At 41.7% G+C, this 19869-nt stretch carries 17 protein-coding genes; 14 read left to right on the forward strand and 3 right to left on the reverse strand.

What is annotated here, in order from left to right:
• Positions 1–19: 19 nt before the first annotated feature.
• Positions 20–226, reverse strand: a complete 207-nt coding sequence (locus CA600_RS08655) for a DUF1657 domain-containing protein (RefSeq protein ID WP_036678243.1) — start codon at positions 224–226, stop codon at positions 20–22.
• 206 nt (positions 227–432) lie between these two features.
• On the opposite strand from CA600_RS08655, the gene CA600_RS08660 reads away from it, so the two are divergent.
• The 11 genes from CA600_RS08660 to CA600_RS08710 all read left to right on the forward strand — a co-directional run bounded on the left by CA600_RS08660 (position 433) and on the right by CA600_RS08710 (position 14660).
• Positions 433–1293: a DUF421 domain-containing protein gene (locus CA600_RS08660; protein WP_094869817.1), complete on the forward strand. Its 861-nt coding sequence runs from the start codon at positions 433–435 to the stop codon at positions 1291–1293.
• A gap of 157 nt (positions 1294–1450) precedes the next feature.
• A complete protein-coding gene (locus tag CA600_RS08665) occupies positions 1451–2893 on the forward strand; it encodes a spore germination protein (RefSeq protein ID WP_094869818.1) in 1443 nt (480 codons plus the stop codon).
• Positions 2890–4047 carry a Ger(x)C family spore germination protein gene (locus CA600_RS08670; protein WP_094869819.1) on the forward strand — a complete coding sequence of 386 codons (1158 nt, stop codon included), beginning with the start codon at positions 2890–2892 and terminating at the stop codon, positions 4045–4047. The genes CA600_RS08665 and CA600_RS08670 overlap by 4 nt, the downstream gene beginning before the upstream one ends.
• A gap of 20 nt (positions 4048–4067) precedes the next feature.
• Positions 4068–5156 (forward strand): GerAB/ArcD/ProY family transporter, encoded by a 1089-nt coding sequence (locus CA600_RS08675; protein ID WP_094869820.1) that lies wholly within the window; start codon positions 4068–4070, stop codon positions 5154–5156.
• Positions 5157–5295: 139 nt separating this feature from the next.
• A complete protein-coding gene (locus CA600_RS08680; protein ID WP_094869821.1) occupies positions 5296–6273 on the forward strand; it encodes an AAA family ATPase in 978 nt (325 codons plus the stop codon).
• Between the two features lie 3 nt (positions 6274–6276).
• Positions 6277–7365, forward strand: a complete 1089-nt coding sequence (locus CA600_RS08685) for a DUF58 domain-containing protein (protein WP_094869822.1) — start codon at positions 6277–6279, stop codon at positions 7363–7365.
• Positions 7362–8696 carry a hypothetical protein gene (locus CA600_RS08690; protein WP_094869823.1) on the forward strand — a complete coding sequence of 445 codons (1335 nt, stop codon included), beginning with the start codon at positions 7362–7364 and terminating at the stop codon, positions 8694–8696. The genes CA600_RS08685 and CA600_RS08690 overlap by 4 nt, the downstream gene beginning before the upstream one ends.
• A gap of 136 nt (positions 8697–8832) precedes the next feature.
• On the forward strand, positions 8833–11418 hold the full coding sequence (locus CA600_RS08695; RefSeq protein ID WP_094869824.1) for a hypothetical protein: 2586 nt from the start codon (positions 8833–8835) through the stop codon (positions 11416–11418).
• A 39-nt stretch (positions 11419–11457) separates the two neighbouring features.
• Positions 11458–12177, forward strand: coding sequence for an ABC transporter ATP-binding protein (locus CA600_RS08700; protein WP_094869825.1), 720 nt, complete (start codon positions 11458–11460; stop codon positions 12175–12177).
• Positions 12167–13540 carry an ABC transporter permease gene (locus tag CA600_RS08705; RefSeq protein WP_179281574.1) on the forward strand — a complete coding sequence of 458 codons (1374 nt, stop codon included), beginning with the start codon at positions 12167–12169 and terminating at the stop codon, positions 13538–13540. The genes CA600_RS08700 and CA600_RS08705 overlap by 11 nt, the downstream gene beginning before the upstream one ends.
• Positions 13541–13571: 31 nt before the next feature.
• Positions 13572–14660 carry an efflux RND transporter periplasmic adaptor subunit gene (locus tag CA600_RS08710; protein ID WP_094869826.1) on the forward strand — a complete coding sequence of 363 codons (1089 nt, stop codon included), beginning with the start codon at positions 13572–13574 and terminating at the stop codon, positions 14658–14660.
• Positions 14661–14678: 18 nt separating this feature from the next.
• On the opposite strand, the gene nagZ is transcribed toward CA600_RS08710, so the two are convergent.
• Positions 14679–15977 (reverse strand): beta-N-acetylhexosaminidase, encoded by a 1299-nt coding sequence (nagZ, locus tag CA600_RS08715; protein WP_094869827.1) that lies wholly within the window; start codon positions 15975–15977, stop codon positions 14679–14681.
• 128 nt (positions 15978–16105) lie between these two features.
• On the opposite strand from nagZ, the gene CA600_RS08720 reads away from it, so the two are divergent.
• The gene (locus CA600_RS08720) at positions 16106–16609 is read left to right on the forward strand and encodes a ferritin (protein WP_042127399.1); all 504 of its coding nucleotides are present in this window, start codon (positions 16106–16108) and stop codon (positions 16607–16609) included.
• A gap of 43 nt (positions 16610–16652) precedes the next feature.
• Here the strand turns inward: CA600_RS08720 and CA600_RS08725 are convergent, their stop codons facing one another.
• Positions 16653–18011: a PQQ-binding-like beta-propeller repeat protein gene (locus CA600_RS08725; protein WP_094869828.1), complete on the reverse strand. Its 1359-nt coding sequence runs from the start codon at positions 18009–18011 to the stop codon at positions 16653–16655.
• A gap of 248 nt (positions 18012–18259) precedes the next feature.
• Between CA600_RS08725 and CA600_RS08730 the strand changes: the two genes are divergently transcribed.
• Both CA600_RS08730 and CA600_RS08735 read left to right on the forward strand, forming a co-directional pair.
• Positions 18260–19129 (forward strand): cation diffusion facilitator family transporter, encoded by an 870-nt coding sequence (locus CA600_RS08730; protein ID WP_094869829.1) that lies wholly within the window; start codon positions 18260–18262, stop codon positions 19127–19129.
• Between the two features lie 142 nt (positions 19130–19271).
• Positions 19272–19682 (forward strand): bacteriohemerythrin, encoded by a 411-nt coding sequence (locus CA600_RS08735; protein WP_094869830.1) that lies wholly within the window; start codon positions 19272–19274, stop codon positions 19680–19682.
• Positions 19683–19869: the final 187 nt, after the last annotated feature.

Below are 19869 nucleotides of genomic sequence, written 5' to 3' on the forward strand. Positions count from 1 at the left end.
GATTGTTCAAGTGATAAATTTAGAAGCCTTTGTATTGAGGTTCTTCAGACTCTAATTCAGTTACGCGATTTTCAACCTGTGTTACGATTTGCTGCGTTTGCTCAGCTGCATTTGTAAATAACGTTTTTGCACTTTCGTTTTGTGTTTCAAGTGCAAATTGCTCAAGGCTCGCTTGTGCACCTTTTAAAGAAGATAAACATGTTTTTACTTGTGAGGCTACTGTCATTAGGTTTCTCTCCTCTGTTTAAAGTTTTTAGCATGACGTTTCCTATTGTCCTCAACCCCCACTTTAGTTATGCAGGAAAAAAATACAAACGTTTCAAGTAACCCGATTTCCATAAAAAAGTAGTCTAATTTAGGATTGAATAAACCGTATTTAACAAATAATGAGTGTTAATAAACAAGGGTTGATTTAAAAGGAGGGTATTTGTAATGCCGGAGTGGTTGGAGGTTGTAGTTCGAACACTCTTTGCTGTGGTAGTCCTTTTCTTATTAACGAAATTGTTGGGAAAGAGACAAGTTTCACAGCTTTCGTTCTTTGAGTACATTACAGGAATTACCATCGGTAGCTTGGCCGCCTACATTTCTATGGACACGGATAAGTATTGGCATTTGGGCCTGATTGCACTTGTGGTTTGGGTGGCCTGTTCGCTTGGTATTGAATTTGTTCAGACCAAGAGTAAGAAAGCAAGAGATTTTATTGATTTTAAGGCTACTGTACTTATTAAGGACGGTAAAATACTCGAAGATAATATGAAAAAGGAACTCTTGACTACAGATGAATTATTAGCGAAACTTCGTGCTAAAGATGTATTCAACATATCTGAAGTTGAGTTTGCGATTATGGAGTCTGACGGAGCGATAAATATTCTGCTTAAGAAGGAGTATCTCCCGCTATCGGCAAAGGATTTGGGTGTAAGGGTAGCCCCACAGAAAGAATCACAAGCTGTCATCATGGATGGGAAAGTATTAGATAAACCGCTAGACACCTTAAATCTGACACGCAACTGGCTTGATGGAGCGCTTGAGAAAATGGGGCTAACCGTCGAGAATGTATTTCTCGGGCAAGTTGATTCTTACGGTGAGCTGACGGTCGATTTGTATGCTGATAACTTTAAAGTTCCACAGCCACAAGATAAACCACAATTATATGCTTTGCTCAAAAAATGTGAAGCGGATCTGGAAATGTTCAGTTTGTCGACAGATAATGAAAAAGCAAAAAAAATGTATGAACAGTGCTCAGAGCAATTGCAAGCATCTTTGAAAGTGCTAAAGCCTTTAATCCAAAGTTGATGGGCTAACAAACCTCATACAAAAACACGAAAGAACCGGTTATTCATTCCGGTTCTTTCTTTGTCTGCAGCTAAATGGAGTAGAAAGTATAAACCTGGTAAACCATTGGCAAACTAAGCCAGATTGATACAACGCAAAAAAAGGAGGTATACAGCCAATGTCAGGAATTTTAGAGACCATTAAAGATCAACTGGTGGGAAGCAGTGATACGGTGTATCAGAACATTTCTGTTCATGGGCATACCTGTCAGTTGATCTATTTACCCTCCATCATCGATTCTAAGACACTTCATGAAAGTATTGCAATACCGCTAATTGCAGAAGCCAATGCAAAGTTAGAATGGCCTGACTTCTTAGAACGGTTAGATCAAGGCGTTGTTTTTCCCGTCTCCTATTTTAAGATGTATGACCTACAAAAGATTGTAGATTTGATCGTTGCAGGGAAAGTAGTGCTTTATATAGAGGATCTTCCTTATGTTTATTATTTTGAAATTACCCAATATCAAAAAAGATCAGTGACCGAATCACAAAACGAACTTGTAGTGATTGGTCCCCAAGAGGCTTTCATTGAAGATATTGAAACGAATCTCTCTTTGATTCGACATAAAATTAAACATCCGGATCTAAAAACCATGCATTATTCAATTGGGAAATATACAAAAACTGATGTGTATGTGGTCTATATTGAAGGACTTTACAAAAAAGAAGTTCTAGCTGAGATTAAACAGAAACTCGATGAAATAGATATTGACGGGATACTGGGTATTAGTTACCTATCGGAACATTTGAGAAAGGGAAACTTCACCCCTTTTCCGGTATTTCAATATACAGAACGCCCTGACTCAGTAGCGGCTTCGCTGATGGAAGGTCGGGTCGGAATCTTACAAGACGGAACACCAACCGCGATGATTGCACCGACATCCCTTTTTACAATGCTGCAATCCTCTGAGGATTATTACCAAAGCTTTTATGCGGCAAGCTGGATTCGTATTGTTCGATTTATGTTCTCAATCATTTCCATGATTCTTCCATCACTTTATGTAGCGATTACAACCTTTCATCCTCAAATCATTCCACCGAATCTGTTAATTACCATTGCTTCAGCGAGAGAGAACATTCCATTCTCAGCGCTTACCGAGGCTTTAATTATGGAGCTAACCTTTGAAGCGCTTAGAGAGGCTGGGACTAGAATTCCAAAGCCTGTTGGGCAGACGGTTTCAATTATTGGGGGTATCGTTATTGGTCAGGCTGCGGTCCAAGCAGGAATTGTATCTGCACCAATGGTTATTGTTGTTTCTATTACTGGAATTGCCACTTATATCATCCCCCATTATGAGCTTGGTCTGACTTTCCGACTACTTCGTTTCCCGTTACTGATTATGGGTGGAACCATGGGGCTGCTCGGGGTATATATTACAGCTTTTTTGATTTATGGACATTTAGCTAATTTAAGGCCGTTAGGTGCTCCATATTTGCAACCCGTTGCCCCATTTGTGTTACAGGACTGGAAGGATACATTAGCCCGCTTTCCCTCGAACTTTATGACGAAACGCAGCAACCTCTATACAGATAGGAATAAAAGGAGACAGAAAGAGAAATGAGAATCCTGAAGATAGGAGTGATTCTAATCTTGCTCCTAAATATAACAGGCTGCTGGTCGTCAAAGGTAGAATTGGATGAACTAACATTTGTATACGGAATGTTTATTGATGAAGGCAAAGAACAAGGTACTATTGAAATTACGATTAACTCACCCTTGCCCAATCGGCTTAACGCAGCTGGACAACCTTCAAGTGGCGGAGGAGGAGACGGGAAAACTTATTCTACAGTTTCTAAGACCTCAGGAACGATTGCAGACGCTATGTTGTTAATTCAAAAAGATTTAACACGTAAACTTAGTCTTGCTCAATTAAAAGTAATTGTCTTAGGGAAAACCTTTGCTGAACAAGGCATAAGTGAACTACTGCTATGGATTGAAAGAGAACCTAGTCTTCCTCTGGGTGCGTATGTTATGGCTAGCCCCGGAAGTGCCAAAGAAATGAGTACACTAGCACCTATTTACGAGCAATTGCCTTCGGATGTACTAAAGAACTTTGGATCAGAGAGATATTTGTTTTCTACTACGGTTAAGGATTGCTTGTTTGCAGAATCATCAGGTGTTGGTTTTGCTATAAACAATCTTTCCTTTGGTAAAAAAGAAGAAGCAGCATCTAAGGATGGAAAACCGGAGTATTGGGCAGGAATCCAAGGGGCAATGCTGTTTCAAAAAGATAAGATGAAAGGAGTTCTTAAGCTTAAAGAGGGAAGGGCATTAGCTTGGGCGGCAGGCAGTCTTAAGCTGGCAGTTTACTCCGTCGATTGGGATGAGGGCAATGGTGGCGCAAGTGTTATATTTGTAAGCACGAAATCATCAAAGAAGTTAAATCAAACGGATAAAGGTCCTGTTTTCACAGTCAATTTAAAGGGGAAAGCTAGTGTTATTTATTTAAGGGACCCTAAGAATAGGGATGCAGAGGAACTCGGCCAAATTATCATTGCAAAGCTTAAAGAGAAAGTCTCTGATCATCTTACCGAAGCTATTCGTAATACCCAAAAAGCAGGTGCCGATATTCTACAGCTCGGACTGTTACTGGAATGGAACGATCCAAAGCAATGGAAGCAAGTTAGAGAGCGCTGGGATAATTATTACGCTCAAGAGGCTGATATAAAGGTGAAGACAGATTTTAGCATTGTGGATTTTGGAACAGCAAAATAAGACGTTTAGAGGGAGAAGTTATGCGAACATCGAAATGGCAGCTGTTCCGTTTTTTCATTATTTTCTTCAGCTCTCAAACCACTATTTTTTTGATTCCGACTCTAATTGCTACTTCATCCTATCAAGGCTGGATTGCATTAATAGTGGGGTCATTATTAGGGTTGATCTTATTGTGGTTTACTTTTTACGTCGGTATGTTGCGCCCTAATCAAGCGTGGGTTAGCTTTGGAAAAGAGATCATAGGTAAATGGCCACACAAGTTCATGCTTCTATTGCTCTTAAGCTGGTGTGTTTATTATGCATCTTATGATATTGAGAACTTTGTGCTATTCTTTGGTTCTAATTATCTGAGAGGAACTCCGCCTCTGTTTATTCAATGTGTAATTGGGCTAGTAATTATGTATACGGCAAGTTTAGGCTTTACAACGATAGCGTATATGGCGGATGGTCTTTTTCTTGTTTTTTTCATCACGATGATCATTTTATTTAATTTATTTCTACCGAATGCGGACTTCAATATGCTGCCAGCCTTCATTCATTATCATGATCCCGGGATTGCCCTGAAAGACTCTATTGTAGTCATGTCATGGTTTGGAGAATGGATTGTCCTCTTGTTTGTTGTGCCCGATCTAAAGCTTGAAGCGAAGATGCTCAAAAAATTAGTATTAACAGGGGTATTTGTCCTAGTCACTGTCTTAATTGGTTGGTCACTGACGATGATGAGTTTTGGTCCACATTTGGGTCAGCAACTGCAATATCCTTTCCTTGAATTGGTGCGTAGCTCCAAACAAGATAATTTGCTAGGTAATTCGGATCCGCTCTTAATTGGAATATGGTCATCTTCTATGTTCATTCACAGCTCTTTTCTTATCTACGTAGCCTCTAGATGTGTATCGGGCTTGTTTAATACAAAAGCTAGAAAAATGTACATTCCCTTCTTAACAATAGCTTCAATATCGATAGCTTTTTTATATTCACGACACATAGGCAGTTATTATAAACACTATAATAGTTATGCTATTGTTGTCATTTGGCTAATTGTTGAAAGCATCCCGATCTATTATGCCATCACGGCTTACTTTCGATATCGGAATAAAACGGCGAGGTAAATGAAAACAGAGAGGGAAATCTAGGTGCTGCCTTTTTAATTGGCAGGGCCTTTTCTTGTGAATTATATATTGGATACACTTTCTGTTATGATGAAAGGACTTATTACAATAATTTCCTCAGATTGGATGGTGCATTTACATGAATCTTCAAGAAGTTACCGAACTCATCAAATCTATTAGAACCAATCTAGCTAGAGTCATTGTTGGAAAAGAGGATGGAGTAGATCTGCTACTAACCGCATTACTTGCGAATGGCCATGTTCTGCTGGAAGATGTTCCGGGTACTGGTAAAACCTTGCTAGCCAAGGTCCTTGCAAAATCTTTAGATTGTACATTTAAGCGTATACAATTTACACCAGATTTGCTGCCTTCAGATTTAAGCGGGATTAATTTTTATAATCAAAAGACAGGTGAATTTCAGTTTAGACCAGGTCCAGTATTTGCGAATATTTTATTGGCTGATGAAATTAACCGTGCAACACCAAGAACACAATCCAGTCTGCTGGAATGTATGGAGGAGCGGCAAATCACGATCGATGGTGTGACTCATGGTCTTGAAGCACCTTTTCTCGTTATTGCTACTCAGAATCCGATTGATAACCAGGGCACTTTTCCGTTGCCCGAAGCTCAATTAGATAGATTTCTGATGCGGATTACTACGGGTTATCCTTCATTTGACGAAGGAATTCATATTTTACAGCGTTTCCGTGAGAATAATCCGCTTGAAGAGACTTTTGCTGTGGCTAGCGCTCAAGATATTCAAGCTGCACAGCATTTGGCCGCTTCTGTGAGTATTAGTGATGATTTGCTAGCCTATATCGTTCGGATTACGGAAGCTACTCGTAAATCTACGGCAGTAAAACTAGGGGCGAGCCCACGTGCAAGCGGAGCATTGCTCAGATCATCTCAAGGATATGCTCTAATTCAAGGTAGATCTTACGTTACACCAGATGATATTAAAGCCGTAGCTGTTCCGGTGCTTGCACATCGTCTACTGCTTCATCGTGGATTAGGTTCAAAAGAGGGTCAGGCCGCAGAAATTGTGATACAAGTGCTTCGTGAGGTAGAAGTGCCAACAGAACTTGTTGCGTCCTTAAGAGGCGGAAAGGTGGAATGAGCTATGGCGTTGCCTTGGTTCATTTTTATTACAATAGCGCTCCTGTTCCTACTTGCCGTGATCTATGAACGGAATGGTCTGAAAGCGCTTAGTTACACTCGGTATTTCTCGACGAAAGTCGCTTATGAAGGGGATAACCTTGAGATGATTGAGGAGATCGTGAATGCAAAGCTCCTGCCCTTACCTTGGCTTCGACTGGAATCTAGTATTGCCAGAGGCTTGGCATTTGGAAGTCAGGATAATCTCGGCATTAGCACGGGTGAAATCTACCAGAATCATATCAGCTTGTTCTTTCTTAAATCTTACCGTCATATTAAACGGCGGCATCAAGTAACTTGCGAGCGGCGCGGGATATACCGTTTGGAATCGGTCACCATGACCACTGGAGATCCCTTCGGATTGATCCGGAAAAATAAAACGTATCCTCTCCAATTAGAGTTATTAGTTTATCCTAATTTGTTGAATTTAGACGATCTTCCGCTTCCGATACATAGCTGGCTGGGTGAACTTCCAGTGAAAAGATGGATCGTAGAAGATCCTTTCCTGACTGCAGGTATTCGCGAGTATAGCTCAGGAGATTCTATGGGGCTTATAAACTGGAAGGCAACAGCGCGCACAGGGACTATGCAGGTGCATAAGAAAGATTACACTGCGGATTCCAGGCTCGTCATTTGTTTGAATATAGAGGACAGTGATTCCATGTGGAGAGCGGTAACAGATGTTGAACGTATCGAGCAAGGGATACGGTATGCAGCCACTATTGCCGAATACGCCATGCGCCATGGAATTGAGACGGGATTTATCTGTAACGGCAGATTGGATAACGGGGGCGAAAGAGATCCTGTTGAAGCAGAATCTATGGCTGAGCTGGAAGACTTGCTAGAACTGTTAGCGAAACTGGAGCTAGACAGAACGCTTCCTATGAGTCGATTGCTAGCCATGCAGGCCGAGAGTGGAATAAGTGATACAGACTTTCTGATCATTAGCTGTCATAGAGGAGCACAATTACAAGAGGCTGCTGACCTCTTATTGGTGTTGGGCAATGGTGTAGAATGGCTGGATATTCCGGAACAGGGAGGAGAGAGCGCATGAAACTTCCGTTATCTGGTTACGTATGGAATACGGTCAAACTCTGGATATTCTCCATCCTAGAACTATTATTAGTTTTACCTGTATGGATTCTGTTTCAGGTTTATGTACTACCCAAGCAAGTTGAACCTATGTGGCTGACCGCCATACCACTAATATCATTAGTAGGTATTCTGCTACGAAAACAATGTAGTGTTAGATGGAAGCAGCTGCTGTCTGCTCTAATCCTTGGGACGGTGGTTGGGGCTTTGTCAGCAGGAAGTCTGTCTATCGAGAGTCTGCCTTTAGGTGTCGCAGGTTTTATATGCGCTTTTCTCGGTATGACTGCTGACTCTAGAGAACAATCCAGTAAGAAGTATTGGATAGGTATGGTAATCTATTTTGTTGCGACCATTGTCTTTGGGAGAATTACCGATTTGGAGGAGAGTGTTACACTCCTGACCTGGTGCGGTAGTTTGTGTCTATTGCTCACATTATTTATTTATAATAGTAGTTATTTACAATATAGTACGCTTTCTCAAGAGGGCAAAGCTTTGCCAAAAGGATTACAAAGGTATAATCGTATTTATGTCATTGGAATAGGAATTGTTGCGGCAGTGTTAGCGGCGGGAGTCGGAAAAGCTATAGGGACACTGCTATGGAATATGGTACGTTCGTTCTTCGGATGGATTAGTAATTTATTCTCAGGGTCAAGTGAGCCGCTACCTCCGCCCGTAGAACAGCCTCAAGCGAGTCCGGAACTACCTTTTGTTGGAGATGAAAAGCCTGGTCTACTAGCTGCTATATTAGATGTTGCTTTATATGTTGCTGGAGCAGTGTTATTGGGCGTTGCAGCTTATTATGGACTTCGGTGGTTGTATAGAAATGCCGGCGGGAAATTAAAGAGAGCCATGGATGCCTTGTTATCCATGCTGCGCAGAGAGCATACTCCAAAGGACAATACAACTTATCTTGATGAGGAAAAAAGTGTATTTACATGGGAACAAACGCTTCAAGGTCTTAAGGATTTCTGGAGTACTCGCCTTACACCAAGACATCGAAAAGACCGCTGGGAGCAGATGAATAGTGAAACGGAACGTGTTCGTTGGTTATATCGGCGTTGGCTTCATTTGAAGCACGATCATGGTTATGAAGTTAAGAGTTATCTTACGCCGAAGGAAACAGAAAGCGATATTATAAAATGGACTGCTCTTAACAAGGTTAAACATAAGGCCGAAGAACGTACGGTTAATACGTCGAATTCATTAATTGAATTATATGAAAAAGTTAGATATGGAGAAGAAAACCCTTCTGCGGATGATGTGGCTGCACTGAAAGATGAATTGAAATTATAGAATAGAATATTCTTCAAATTCGTGCAAATAGGAACAAATAGGTTACAAACGCTTCAAAAGTGTTACAACATGGATACAATTGGATTTGCAGTTACTACTATAATAATTCTAGCAAAATACTCGTGGAGGGAAGTAAATGAGAAAGCATAGCAGTACATATGTTGTTTTACTATTAAGTACCTTTGTCATCAGTCAACTGACTGGCCATACAGCTTCAGCGGCATCCGCTAATGCTGTTCGTACCAATCCAGCTGTAGCTGCGGCGACAGTAACACCCCCTAGCAATCTGGGTTCCATTTCTTTAGGTGCAAATATCAAAGCTACATTAGAAGATGTCAATGTTTGGTCACAACCTGGTGGGAATATTTTAACCTATACCCTGAATTATTCGAATGGGAGCAGTAAAAACGCAAACCTAATGTACTATTTTTCGAGAGTGACGACGCCAGGGGGTTCTGTTATTCCAGGTAACCCTCTGAGCGCTGACGCGGCTAAGAAGAAGATTGGTGCTAAAGAAAGCTTGCGGGTTACATATTACGTCAACATAGGCAAGACCAATTCTTTAAAAGGGATTAAGATTCCCATGTATGTATGGGATTCCAAAACCAAAGGTTATTTAAAGCATGCAGGAAGTTTTACTGTGCCAGCTAATTATTCCCCAACTGCCGTAAATGGAAAAAATGTTAGCACCACAATGAATGACATTCCTGTCATCGCCAAAAGTGAGTCCTTGGAGCTCTATAAATATAATGGGAAAGTTTATGCCAAGGTGGGAATAAGCCTGACTAATAAGGGCAGCAAGGTACTCAGTGATCCGGGTTATGCGGCTTATTTACTCTCTGCAGGTGGCAGTTCGTATGAATTAGCACTTGATCGTTCTCAGATTAGTTACAAGATTCAGCCGCAGGAGAAGAAGATTATCTATTATCTTGCCGAGATTCCTCCTTATATGAAGACGGACAATATGAAGCTGCAATTTACGCAAAAAGATGAAGCACTGAAGCTAGAGATCGCTAAATCTTCGTACAAGCTGCCAGCAGCTACAACACCTAACTTGGTGGTAGGTAAAGGTGTGACCAAGAAAATCACCATTAATAATAATCCGATAGAAACTCAGTTAAACAACGCAAACGTATACGCTGAGAATAATAAAGGGATTTGGACCTTCCAGCTTCGAGTGAAAAATGTAGGGAAGACGACAGTTACGCTGCCAACTTATGAGCTTGCCGTTAAATCTTCAACAGGGACAGCCTTTCCGATCAATGCGAAGGGATTAAGCGGCTTAACTATAAAGCCTTTGGAGGAAAAAATCATTCCGCTTACCGCACAAATTCCGCTTGAGGTTGAGCAGAGTTCGCTGCAATTGCAAATGATAGAGGCTGTTTCAGCTCCAGCTAATCCAGATTCGGGCAGTGCAGGTGAGGGAACTGGATCTGAAGGGAATAATGTAAGTACGGGCAATACAGCCAAGCTGACAGTACCCGTTGCTTACTACACAATTTCCTATACGCTACGACCCGAGATTCAACAAGGCGTGGAGTATAGCGCATCGAATGAATACGGCTCTTTCACTTATAACTTGCTGTCATTACAGCGTTTTCCTTGGAAAGATGATGATATCGTTGTTGCAAGAATAAATATTAAGAATTCCCAATCGGTGGCATTAACGCTTCCAGAATTAAAAGGATCTGTCCAGGTAGACAATGACGATGTATCTTCTTCAACAGAACTGTTTATGGACAAGGAAACCTCGATCATTGCGCCAGGAAAAAATGCGGAGATCTATGTATTTGCCAAAATCCCTTATACGCAAGAGTTCGATAAATTAAAAGTGAACCTCTTTACAACGGTAAAAGAAGAGAAGAGCTCGTTCCTATCGCTTAGCACGAACAGTACGATGAATGCTGTAGCGACTATTGAACGTGGGGGAAGTTATGCAATTACCGGTAAAGGCAAGAACGCTAGTGTTCAAGAGAACAAAACCATTATTTATGAAGGTCTCAATTCTAATATCGTATATACAGAACTACTGCTTAGCAGTGAGGAAAAAAGACAAAGCAAAATGGCTCGCCTTCAGGGTTACTTTAAAACGGGAGATGGCCAGCTATTCGAAGCAACAGTGAATCAGCCAGATACTTCAGCTACACCGGGTGGTAAGCAATTAATTACGTACTGGGCAAAATTGCCTAAATCCGTTATTCCATCAGACGTTAGTATGTATCTAGGTCCAGGGATTACTGGAAATAAGCTGTCTGAACCTGGGCAGGAACCAACTGGGTTCATTAACATTGCTTCATTGAGTCTAAATCCAGTTTCTACTCCACCGGAGAATAACTTGACGAAGGTGGCGCTATATCCGTACACGATGTCTGTTCTAAGTTCGGAAGGGCGATCTATGCAAGGTAGTAACACAATAGATATCGTTATGAATTATAACCTTCTTCGTGACAGTACCTATGACATGGGAACCTTCACCCATAAGCTGGTGCTCAAAATGACAGATCCATATGGTCTATCACAGGAACGAAGCTTGAACATCGGGACTGAGCTTCTCGAAGGAAATAACAACTCGTATACTGCAACCTTTACCAATAATATGTATAAAAACTTGTCAGGTGGCGCCTACAGAATCACGCTGTATGATGAGTTCCAAGGAGAACGGATCGAGTTAGCCAGCCAGGCATATAGCATAAAGATCGATAGATCAGTAACTGAGAAGTAAGAATTCATATCTATTAATGTACGAGAAGGAGCAGCTCCAATGTTGCGAGTGGAAAATGTAACGCATTCTTTTAAGAATGGTAATGAAACGACGGCAGTCCTTCATCAAATAGATTTTTCTGTGAAAAAGGGGGAGATGGTTGCATTACTGGGGAGCTCGGGTTCCGGTAAGTCAACCATGCTCAACCTGATGGCAGGTCTGATGAAGCCTACGGAAGGCCACATTTACATTGCTGACCAAGATATTGTGAAGATGAGCGAAAACAAGCTATCTGAATTTCGTAGGAAGCATATCGGGTTTATCTTTCAAGCTTATGAGCTGATTACTAGCTTGACTGTCCGGGAAAATGTTGAGTTGCCGCTTGTGTTCCAATCCGTTTCACCATCAATACGTAAGCAAAAAGCTCTGGCCTTGCTGGAAGGGGTCGGCATTCCGGATAAAGCCGACCTGTTCCCTTCACAGTTGTCTGGCGGACAGCAGCAGCGTGTCAGTATTGCACGTTCCTTGATCACAGAACCGTCCGTTATTTTCGCAGATGAACCGACCGGAAATCTGGACTCAAAGACAGAAGAGGAAATTATCAATATCCTGCTTAACCTGAACAAGAAGATGAAGACCACCTTCATCGTAGTAACACATGAGCTCAAAGTTGCTGAACAAATGCAACGGATTTTCACGCTTCAGGACGGATATATGATTACTGAGAAACCAACTTCTTCGGATACAGAACTCGAAGGGGGGGAACGCATTGAGGATTAGTGATATTTCACGTTTGGCTTGGGAGCAAGTCAAACGACGGAAAGTTGTCACAGGTCTTTGTATGGCAGGTATATCGATTGGCTGTGCTGCTATTATTGTTGCTTTAAGTATAGGAGATTCCGCGCAAAGCTATACGGAGCGGGAAATTAACCGGAATTTCAAAATGGATGAAATAACGGTGACTCCGAACAGCGGCATCCCTTCACAAGGGGGAGGGGGTGGAGCTTCTGCTTCTGATGCAAAGCTCGATCCCGGCAGGCTGACGGCTCAGAAACTAGAAATTATCCAAAGCCTGCGGCATGTTACCGCAGCAGCACCTTTTCAAGAGCTTGGCTACATACAAATGACTACTATCGATAATAAAATTACAGATGTACAGCTTATCGGAACGGACCTTCGGTTGCTAACGAAATACGACAAGACGTTCAAGCAAGGTGGTCCTTCTGATTTGATTGGAATGGCAGTGCTAAACTATGGAGCAACTGTAGGGTTAATAGATGTCGAGACTCGGCAACGTCTTTTTGAACAGCTGAATTCAGATCCGTATAATAATAAAATTATGGAACAATACAACAGTTTAAGCATGCTTCCGTCGGATATGTACAAACAACAGGTTCAATTACAATCATATGATCCTGCTTCTCAAAGTGGACAGTCCTTAGTCAGCTCACCCATTCAAATTGTTGGGATATTGGATACTGGGGGGAACCCTGATATGGCGATGTACGACAAGAAGATGTACGTGTCGTTAGAGACGGGTGAGCGGCTAGTAGAACAACTGAAACTAATGAATGGAACCGTTGGGCAGAAGGGTGTTTATAACTCAGCCATTGTAAAGGTCGACAATACTGACAATATTGTGCAAGTGGAGAAGCTTATCCAGAAACTCACACTAAATACAAGTACGAATTTGTATCAAAAAGAGGCGATGGCGTCTACTTTCAGTATGTTCAAAAAAGCAGCGCTTGGTATTGGTATATTCATTTTAATTATTGCTTCGATCTCGATCATTGTTGCGATGACCATGTCCACCCATCAGCGTCGTCGCCAGATCGGTATTATGAAGGTGCTAGGCGCCAATATGGGGCAAATCAGAAATATGTTCATTACAGAGGCGGCATTGCTCGGTATGCTTGGTGGGCTGCTCGGTATAGGCTTTTCGTACTTGATTGTGTTTGGCATAAATAAGCTGATTGGTTCCACAGGAGGAATGGGGATGGGTGAGCCCTTAGTAATCACTATTCCTCTGATGACCCTTCCAATAGGGATCGCATTTGCGGTAATGACAGGCGTACTATCGGGAATCTATCCGGCGATCAGCGCATCCAGAACAAATGCGCTCACGGCGATAAAACGGGATTAGCTATTTTTTTAGTTGAAAGGAAGCAGAAGTGATGAAGAGGAGAATCAAGTGGATTGTATTGGTATTGATCATTATTGCAGCAGGTTATTTTGTATACACCAAGATGTATAAAACCGAGGCACAGCTAGAACCTGTTGAACCCCCACAGGCGATAACTTTTGAAGTGACACAGGAAACCATCACCAACTCTGTTCAGGTCAAAGGGAATTCACAATATGAGCAGGAAACGCTTGTATATGCACCATATGCTTCAAAGGTAACCAAGTGGAAGGTTGAGAATGGTGTTCAAGTTAAGAAGGGGGATTTACTGTTTACCCTCGATCAGGAAGCCCTAAAGAATGAAATTGCTACTCAAGAGGCGACCATTCGTAAGGCTCAGCTAGAAGCGGAACTAAATGAATTTGTTAGTCAGCAGGACGAGGAGAATGCAGCCCTTGGTGCAACAGAAGCTGAACGTATAAAGGCACTTGCAGCCCAAGAATCAGCAAGACTAGGGAATGAGCTTAACCAAGTAAATGCTGAAATACAGGCTCGTGAATTAAAAGAAAAGAAGGCTAAGCTAAATACAGCCCTCTACCATGCTCCTGCAACAGGTGTTTTTCTATTTGACAGTGCGAGTGAAATTCCGCAAACGGTAACAGATAATCAATACATCGGCAAAATTGTAGATATGAACAAGCTTGAATTCATAGCACTTGTAGGTGAACAAGATGTCTTCCGTATTAAGACGGGAATGAAGGTCGATGTTAAAATGACAGCTTTAAAAGATTTAAAGCTGTCTGGAGAAGTGACTAAGGTATCTAAATTTGCTAAGACTGCTTCGGGTCAAAATACTACCGCTACTTCGGTTCCGCAATTTGAAGTGGTAATCTCACTGCAACCTAACGAGCGTTTAATTGGTGGACTAAGTTTGAGCGGAGAAATCGAGACGGTTCGCAAGGAAAATGCCATCGTTGTATCCAGCATCGCAGTCATGCATGAAGGGGATCTCTCCTACGTGATGGTGGATAAAGGCAATGGGGAATATGAACGAAGAGATATCAAAGTGGGCATGGAGACGGCTGACAAAACAGAGGCCGTCTCAGGGTTAAAGGTTGGAGATGTTGTTGTGCTTCAATAGATTGGAATAGACCTAAGCCTATTTCTCAATCGTGAGTCGCCAAGATTTAATATTTTTATTTAGCTCGGTAAGGTCAGGAACCGGAACTGGCTCATCGGATAGATTATATTTAGCTTTCAAGGCTAAAATCCGATAGACGCTCTCATCAATCCGTGATTCCTGTACCTTGCCTTTTTTTACATGGTCCAGAAGCGATTCTAGTACCCGCTTCTCATTATCATAGCCGTGAGCGATAAGTAAGATATCACTGCCTGCATTTATAGTATCTACCGCAGCTGTGGTAAGGTCATAATTCTTCATGATCGCTCCCATAGTTAGGTCATCTGTGATTACGAGTCCTTGATATTTCATATCATCACGAAGTAGCTCACCAATGATTTTACTTGATAAAGATGCGGGTTTATCGGGATCAAGTTTCGGATACAAAATATGAGCGACCATAACGGCATCTGTTTCCTCTTTTATCGCAGCTTGAAAAGGGAGCCATTCTAACTTAGCGAGTTCTTCAGCGCTCTTATTCACAATCGGCAGCTCAAGGTGGGAGTCGACGGAAGTATCTCCGTGACCAGGGAAATGTTTGACAACAGGCACTACACCTTCACTCTCCATGCCTTTCATTTCGGCAATCCCTAGCGTACTGACTAGTTCAGCGGAGCTACCGAAGGAACGATCACCAATTACAGGATTATTTGGATTGCTATTGATATCAAGGACGGGAGCGAAGTTCATATTAAATCCTGCTGACAATACTTCTCTAGCGAGCAGCTTGCCCATCATTTCGGCAGCATTAGCATCCTTGCGGGTACCGACCTTTCCATTAGAGGGGAAAGAAGCATACTCCTTAGGCATCCGGCTGACTTTTCCGCCCTCCTGATCGATACTCATAAATAAAGGGGCAGGGTTGCCTCTGTTACTCTCTTTCATGGAATTAATGAGGCTGACCATACTCTTCAGGTCTTGAATATTGTTCTTATAAAGGATGATTCCACCGACTTTGTCTTCGGCAATCATCCTTTTTGCTTGATCATCTAGAACGGTTCCATCGATACCAACAAGGAGCATTTGTCCAATTTTCTCTTCAAGGCTCATACTGGAAACCTGAACAGCAATTGGATCACTCTCTGAGGAGGGAGCTGCTGTGGAACTGGTAACTGGCGTAGGTGTAGATTCAGCAGTCGGCGCATTTGTAGCGACAGCTTGAGAACTGTTACTGCTATTGGAGCAGCTAGTTAACAGAACCATAGATAACATAGCTGAAGTCAATAAGAGGGTGCCAGAGAATTTCAGTTTTAGGGTATTGCGAGTGAATCTGTTCATTAAAAAAGACGTCCCTTCGTTGCTTATTTAGATGTCAGAAGGATGAATCCTTGCTGACTTAGATACTCGGTGATAAGATGAACTTAAATCTTTACATATAAAAAATTGAATTATGAGGTGACGGAAAGATGAAAGATGGATTAGTGAACGCACTTAATGAACAGATGAATTTCGAGTTTTATTCCGCTCATGTTTATCTAGCTATGGCTGCTTATTGTTCCGGTGAAAGTCTGGATGGATTCGCAAACTTTTTCCTGATTCAAGCTGAAGAAGAAAGATTCCATGCCATGAAAATCTATAAGTTTCTTAATGATCGCGATAATCGGGCAACACTTGAAGCTCTACCTGAACCGAAGAACGAGTACAGTTCGATGCTGGATGCTTTTGAACATGCTTTTGCGCATGAACAACAAAACACAAAACGGTTCTATCATTTGGCTGACTTGGCGCTGGATGAGCGTGAGCATGCAACGATCTATTTCTTGAAATGGTTCATTGACGAGCAAGTAGAAGAGGAAGCACTCTTTAGCAACATCATTAGTAAACTGAAACGAATTGATAAAGATAGCAACGCCTTCTACATGCTAGATGCTGAGTTTGCTGCACGTACTTTTACAGCACCTGCTGAGTAAGTGAAGGTATTGAAGATCTGAAAGCCTGAGAAATCAGGCTTTTTTATTTTATGGCTGAAGGTAGTTTAATGGCAAGCAGCTTATTATCCGTTCGAATCATCAGCATGCCTCCGGTTTTAAGCGAAGGAGTAAAGTTACGAGATCCTGTATTCACGGTAAAAATAGGCTTCAAAGTCAACAGATCATAAGCGTGAAATAGGCCATCTGATTGTCCACTATACACCACGTTTCCAAAAAGATCCGTCTGAACGACAGGATTCTCCCCATTATTGAGCACTACAGCCTGCCCATTTCCAAGTTTAAGTGCGGATAGCGTACCCGTATCATAATTGGAATATAACATTCTTTGTTGATGAACTTGGTGAAGTGGATAATCCTTCTCTTTAGCCATAGAGGTCCAGGTTTGAACAGGTTTACCTTCCGCTGAATAATTCCAGAAATTATATTTCACAAGCTTGCTGCCCTGAAAAATATAGAAGTCATTTCCGTCCAAGAACGCCGTCCCATTGACACCACCAAATGCGAACACTCCATCTTTATTCTCGGTATCTGTCCATTTATATAAACGTTCTCCTTTAAGTTCACCCGTTTTTACGTTGAATACAGAAACTTTTACATTACGATTTACAGGGTTATCATCAAGCATTAACGTATTGGTCATGGAGTAGAGAAGGCCATCCTTTACTGCTAGTGGCCACCATTGTCGGGTCTGGTCCCATAGTTTTTTGCCTGTCAGACTGTCATAAGCGGCAAGAGCGGCAGTTGTTAAGGCTCCCTGAGAGAGATAACTTCGAATAACAACCCCATCGGTTTCCATAAGTTCTGATAAGCCTGTAAAGTTATTGCTCTCCTCGACAGCCTTCCATTTGATCTTCCCACTGACAGCATCGACCGCTGCAAGTTGACTCTCTTGTGTTACATAAATGGTGGAGCCTAACCGTTGTATACTTGTGGCTTTAGGTAGTGATAATGAAGCCGACCATGCTTTTTTACCAGCTTCATTAACAGCATACAGAGAGCCACTTTGGGTCAGTCCGTAGATATATCCATTACTGTAAGTGAACAATGGAGCTAATGCACTTCCGAATTCCCACATTTTTTTACCTGTTATAGCATTCAATGCGACTAGTTTTTCATTCCGCTGCAAGGCAAAAACTTTCCCATTCTCGGCAAGGGCTGTAACGTTCTGCTCAGTAATCCGATCTTCTTTTAAGATAGCGGTCGAAAACGACCATACAGGAGTAAGAGTGGGTGCTTTGACTTCATTGTAATAAGGATAGCTTGTACTTATGACGGCTTGTTCTGCGGAAATGACGGATAATGATCCGTTGTAAGCTATTGGGGATGCAATGCATGTAACAGCTAAAACTTTAATCATAGTCTTGTGCAAAGACTGAATCATCGTTTCACGCTCCTCAAAATAGTGATTACTATAATTAGACATTATAAATGGCAAAAAGTTACTATTCATAAGAATGGAATTAAAGTTGAACAAAGGCAAACTATGTTACATTCCGCAAAACAGTTATGACCTAGCAACTCTATTTGACGGAGGGAACTATTACGCCTCTTAGCAACACTGTTTCTCTAGACCCACCCGAATCTCGGAGTGTAGTATAGAACAATACTATTCTTTGGGGGTTCTTTTTTTTGGAAAATTACAACGACATCAAACAAGGTGAAAAAGGAGCATGGCTAAGCATAGTTACCTACATATTCCTATCCGCCATAAAACTGTTTATTGGTACGGTCGCGGGATCTCAAGCGCTACTTGCAGATGGACTGAACAACAGTACGGATATTATCGCTTCTATCGCCATACTAATCGGCCTTAAGATCTCCAGGAGACCGCCGGATTCCAATCATAGCTATGGGCATTTTAGAGCAGAGACCGTAGCATCCTTAATTGCTTCATTCATTATGATTGTGGTAGGACTTCAAGTGCTGTACCAGGGTGTGAACAAATTTATTCAACCCGAACTGGAAAGTCCAGATCTTATAGCAGCCTGGACGGCAGTTTTTTGTGCTGTGATAATGATGGGCGTGTATATGTATAACATTAGACTGGCCCGTTCTATTAATAGTAACGCTATGCGAGCTGTAGCACTAGATAATCGATCAGATGCTTTAGTTAGCATAGGTGCTTTTGTCGGGATTGTAGCTTCTGGATTTGGAATTCCATGGCTTGATCCGCTTACAGCGATTATTGTTGGCCTGATTATCTGTAAGACGGCATGGGATATCTTTAGTAAAGCTACACATGACTTAACGGATGGTTTTGATGCCGAAGAGCTTGAACTCATGAAAGAAACCGTCGCTGAAATTGAAGGTGTGCAATCTATAAAAGATATCAAAGCTCGCATCCACGGGAATAACGTGCTAGTAGATACAACTGTATTAGTAGATTCCGAGCTTAGTGTGGTGCAGAGCCATGATATTACGGAAGAAATCGAAGAACAATTGAAAGACCGGCACCAAGTTTCAAATGTGCTTGTCCACATAGAACCTGTAATGAAGTAGAAACGGCCAATAAAGTGTGACTTTCCTTTGGATGGATATGGGATTTTCCTTGTGATGTTATTAACAGATCTTTTATGCGGAAAGGTGGAGAATTAATTGTATTTATCAATATGTAAATTTTAGGGAACGGAATGGTGATTTTGTGATTGAATGGAAGGATTCTTATGATATCGGTGTAGAGAAAATAGACTGTCAGCACAGACAGTTGCTGGCGAAATTGAACGAATTTTTTGATGCATGCAGTAAGCAGCAAGGGAAAGAGAAGATCGAAGAAACGCTGAAATTCTTGAAGGAATATACCATCGAGCATTTTAGCAATGAAGAGCAATTGATGGAAGAGATTGATTTTCCTGAATTGGCGGAACATCGTAAGACGCATGCCGATTTTGTAAAAGCCGTTCTTGAATTAGAAGAAACGATCAAAACTAAGGGAGTCTCCGTTCTCTCAACGATTAAGCTTAACCGTACGTTAACCGACTGGCTTCTGAATCACATTAATAAATGCGATAAGCTAATTGGTGAGTGTATGGCCACCCGTGATCGAGCTGTCTAACTGATTACCACCAACGAAGATGCCGACGGGCATTTTCTTTTTTTTGACGGGGAATGTGATAAAGAATTGTGGTATGTTATTTGATACGTTTTCCGAAGACAGCACCGTAATTTATACTGGGTTAACGGTTTGTGTTATGATTTGAGATAAGACGTATAGAGTTAGTATGGTAAAGGGGAGTGGAACG

It is taken from the genome of Paenibacillus sp. VTT E-133280, from assembly GCF_002264385.1.
GTDB classification, from domain to species: Bacteria; Bacillota; Bacilli; order Paenibacillales; family Paenibacillaceae; genus Paenibacillus_AQ; species Paenibacillus_AQ nitricinens.

Bases quoted from the DNA above. Each gene is read 5' to 3' on its own strand.
- CA600_RS08695 (WP_094869824.1), top strand. From the start codon at position 8,833: ATGAGAAAGCATAGCAGTACATATGTTGTTTTACTATTAAGTACCTTT.
- CA600_RS08725 (WP_094869828.1), bottom strand. From the start codon at position 18,011: ATGATTCAGTCTTTGCACAAGACTATGATTAAAGTTTTAGCTGTTACA.
- CA600_RS08670 (WP_094869819.1), top strand. From the start codon at position 2,890: ATGAGAATCCTGAAGATAGGAGTGATTCTAATCTTGCTCCTAAATATA.
- CA600_RS08665 (WP_094869818.1), top strand. From the start codon at position 1,451: ATGTCAGGAATTTTAGAGACCATTAAAGATCAACTGGTGGGAAGCAGT.
- CA600_RS08680 (WP_094869821.1), top strand. From the start codon at position 5,296: ATGAATCTTCAAGAAGTTACCGAACTCATCAAATCTATTAGAACCAAT.
- CA600_RS08710 (WP_094869826.1), top strand. From the start codon at position 13,572: ATGAAGAGGAGAATCAAGTGGATTGTATTGGTATTGATCATTATTGCA.
- CA600_RS08655 (WP_036678243.1), bottom strand. From the start codon at position 226: ATGACAGTAGCCTCACAAGTAAAAACATGTTTATCTTCTTTAAAAGGT.
- CA600_RS08660 (WP_094869817.1), top strand. From the start codon at position 433: ATGCCGGAGTGGTTGGAGGTTGTAGTTCGAACACTCTTTGCTGTGGTA.
- CA600_RS08700 (WP_094869825.1), top strand. From the start codon at position 11,458: ATGTTGCGAGTGGAAAATGTAACGCATTCTTTTAAGAATGGTAATGAA.
- CA600_RS08675 (WP_094869820.1), top strand. From the start codon at position 4,068: ATGCGAACATCGAAATGGCAGCTGTTCCGTTTTTTCATTATTTTCTTC.
- nagZ (WP_094869827.1), bottom strand. From the start codon at position 15,977: ATGAACAGATTCACTCGCAATACCCTAAAACTGAAATTCTCTGGCACC.
- CA600_RS08720 (WP_042127399.1), top strand. From the start codon at position 16,106: ATGAAAGATGGATTAGTGAACGCACTTAATGAACAGATGAATTTCGAG.
- CA600_RS08690 (WP_094869823.1), top strand. From the start codon at position 7,362: ATGAAACTTCCGTTATCTGGTTACGTATGGAATACGGTCAAACTCTGG.
- CA600_RS08685 (WP_094869822.1), top strand. From the start codon at position 6,277: ATGGCGTTGCCTTGGTTCATTTTTATTACAATAGCGCTCCTGTTCCTA.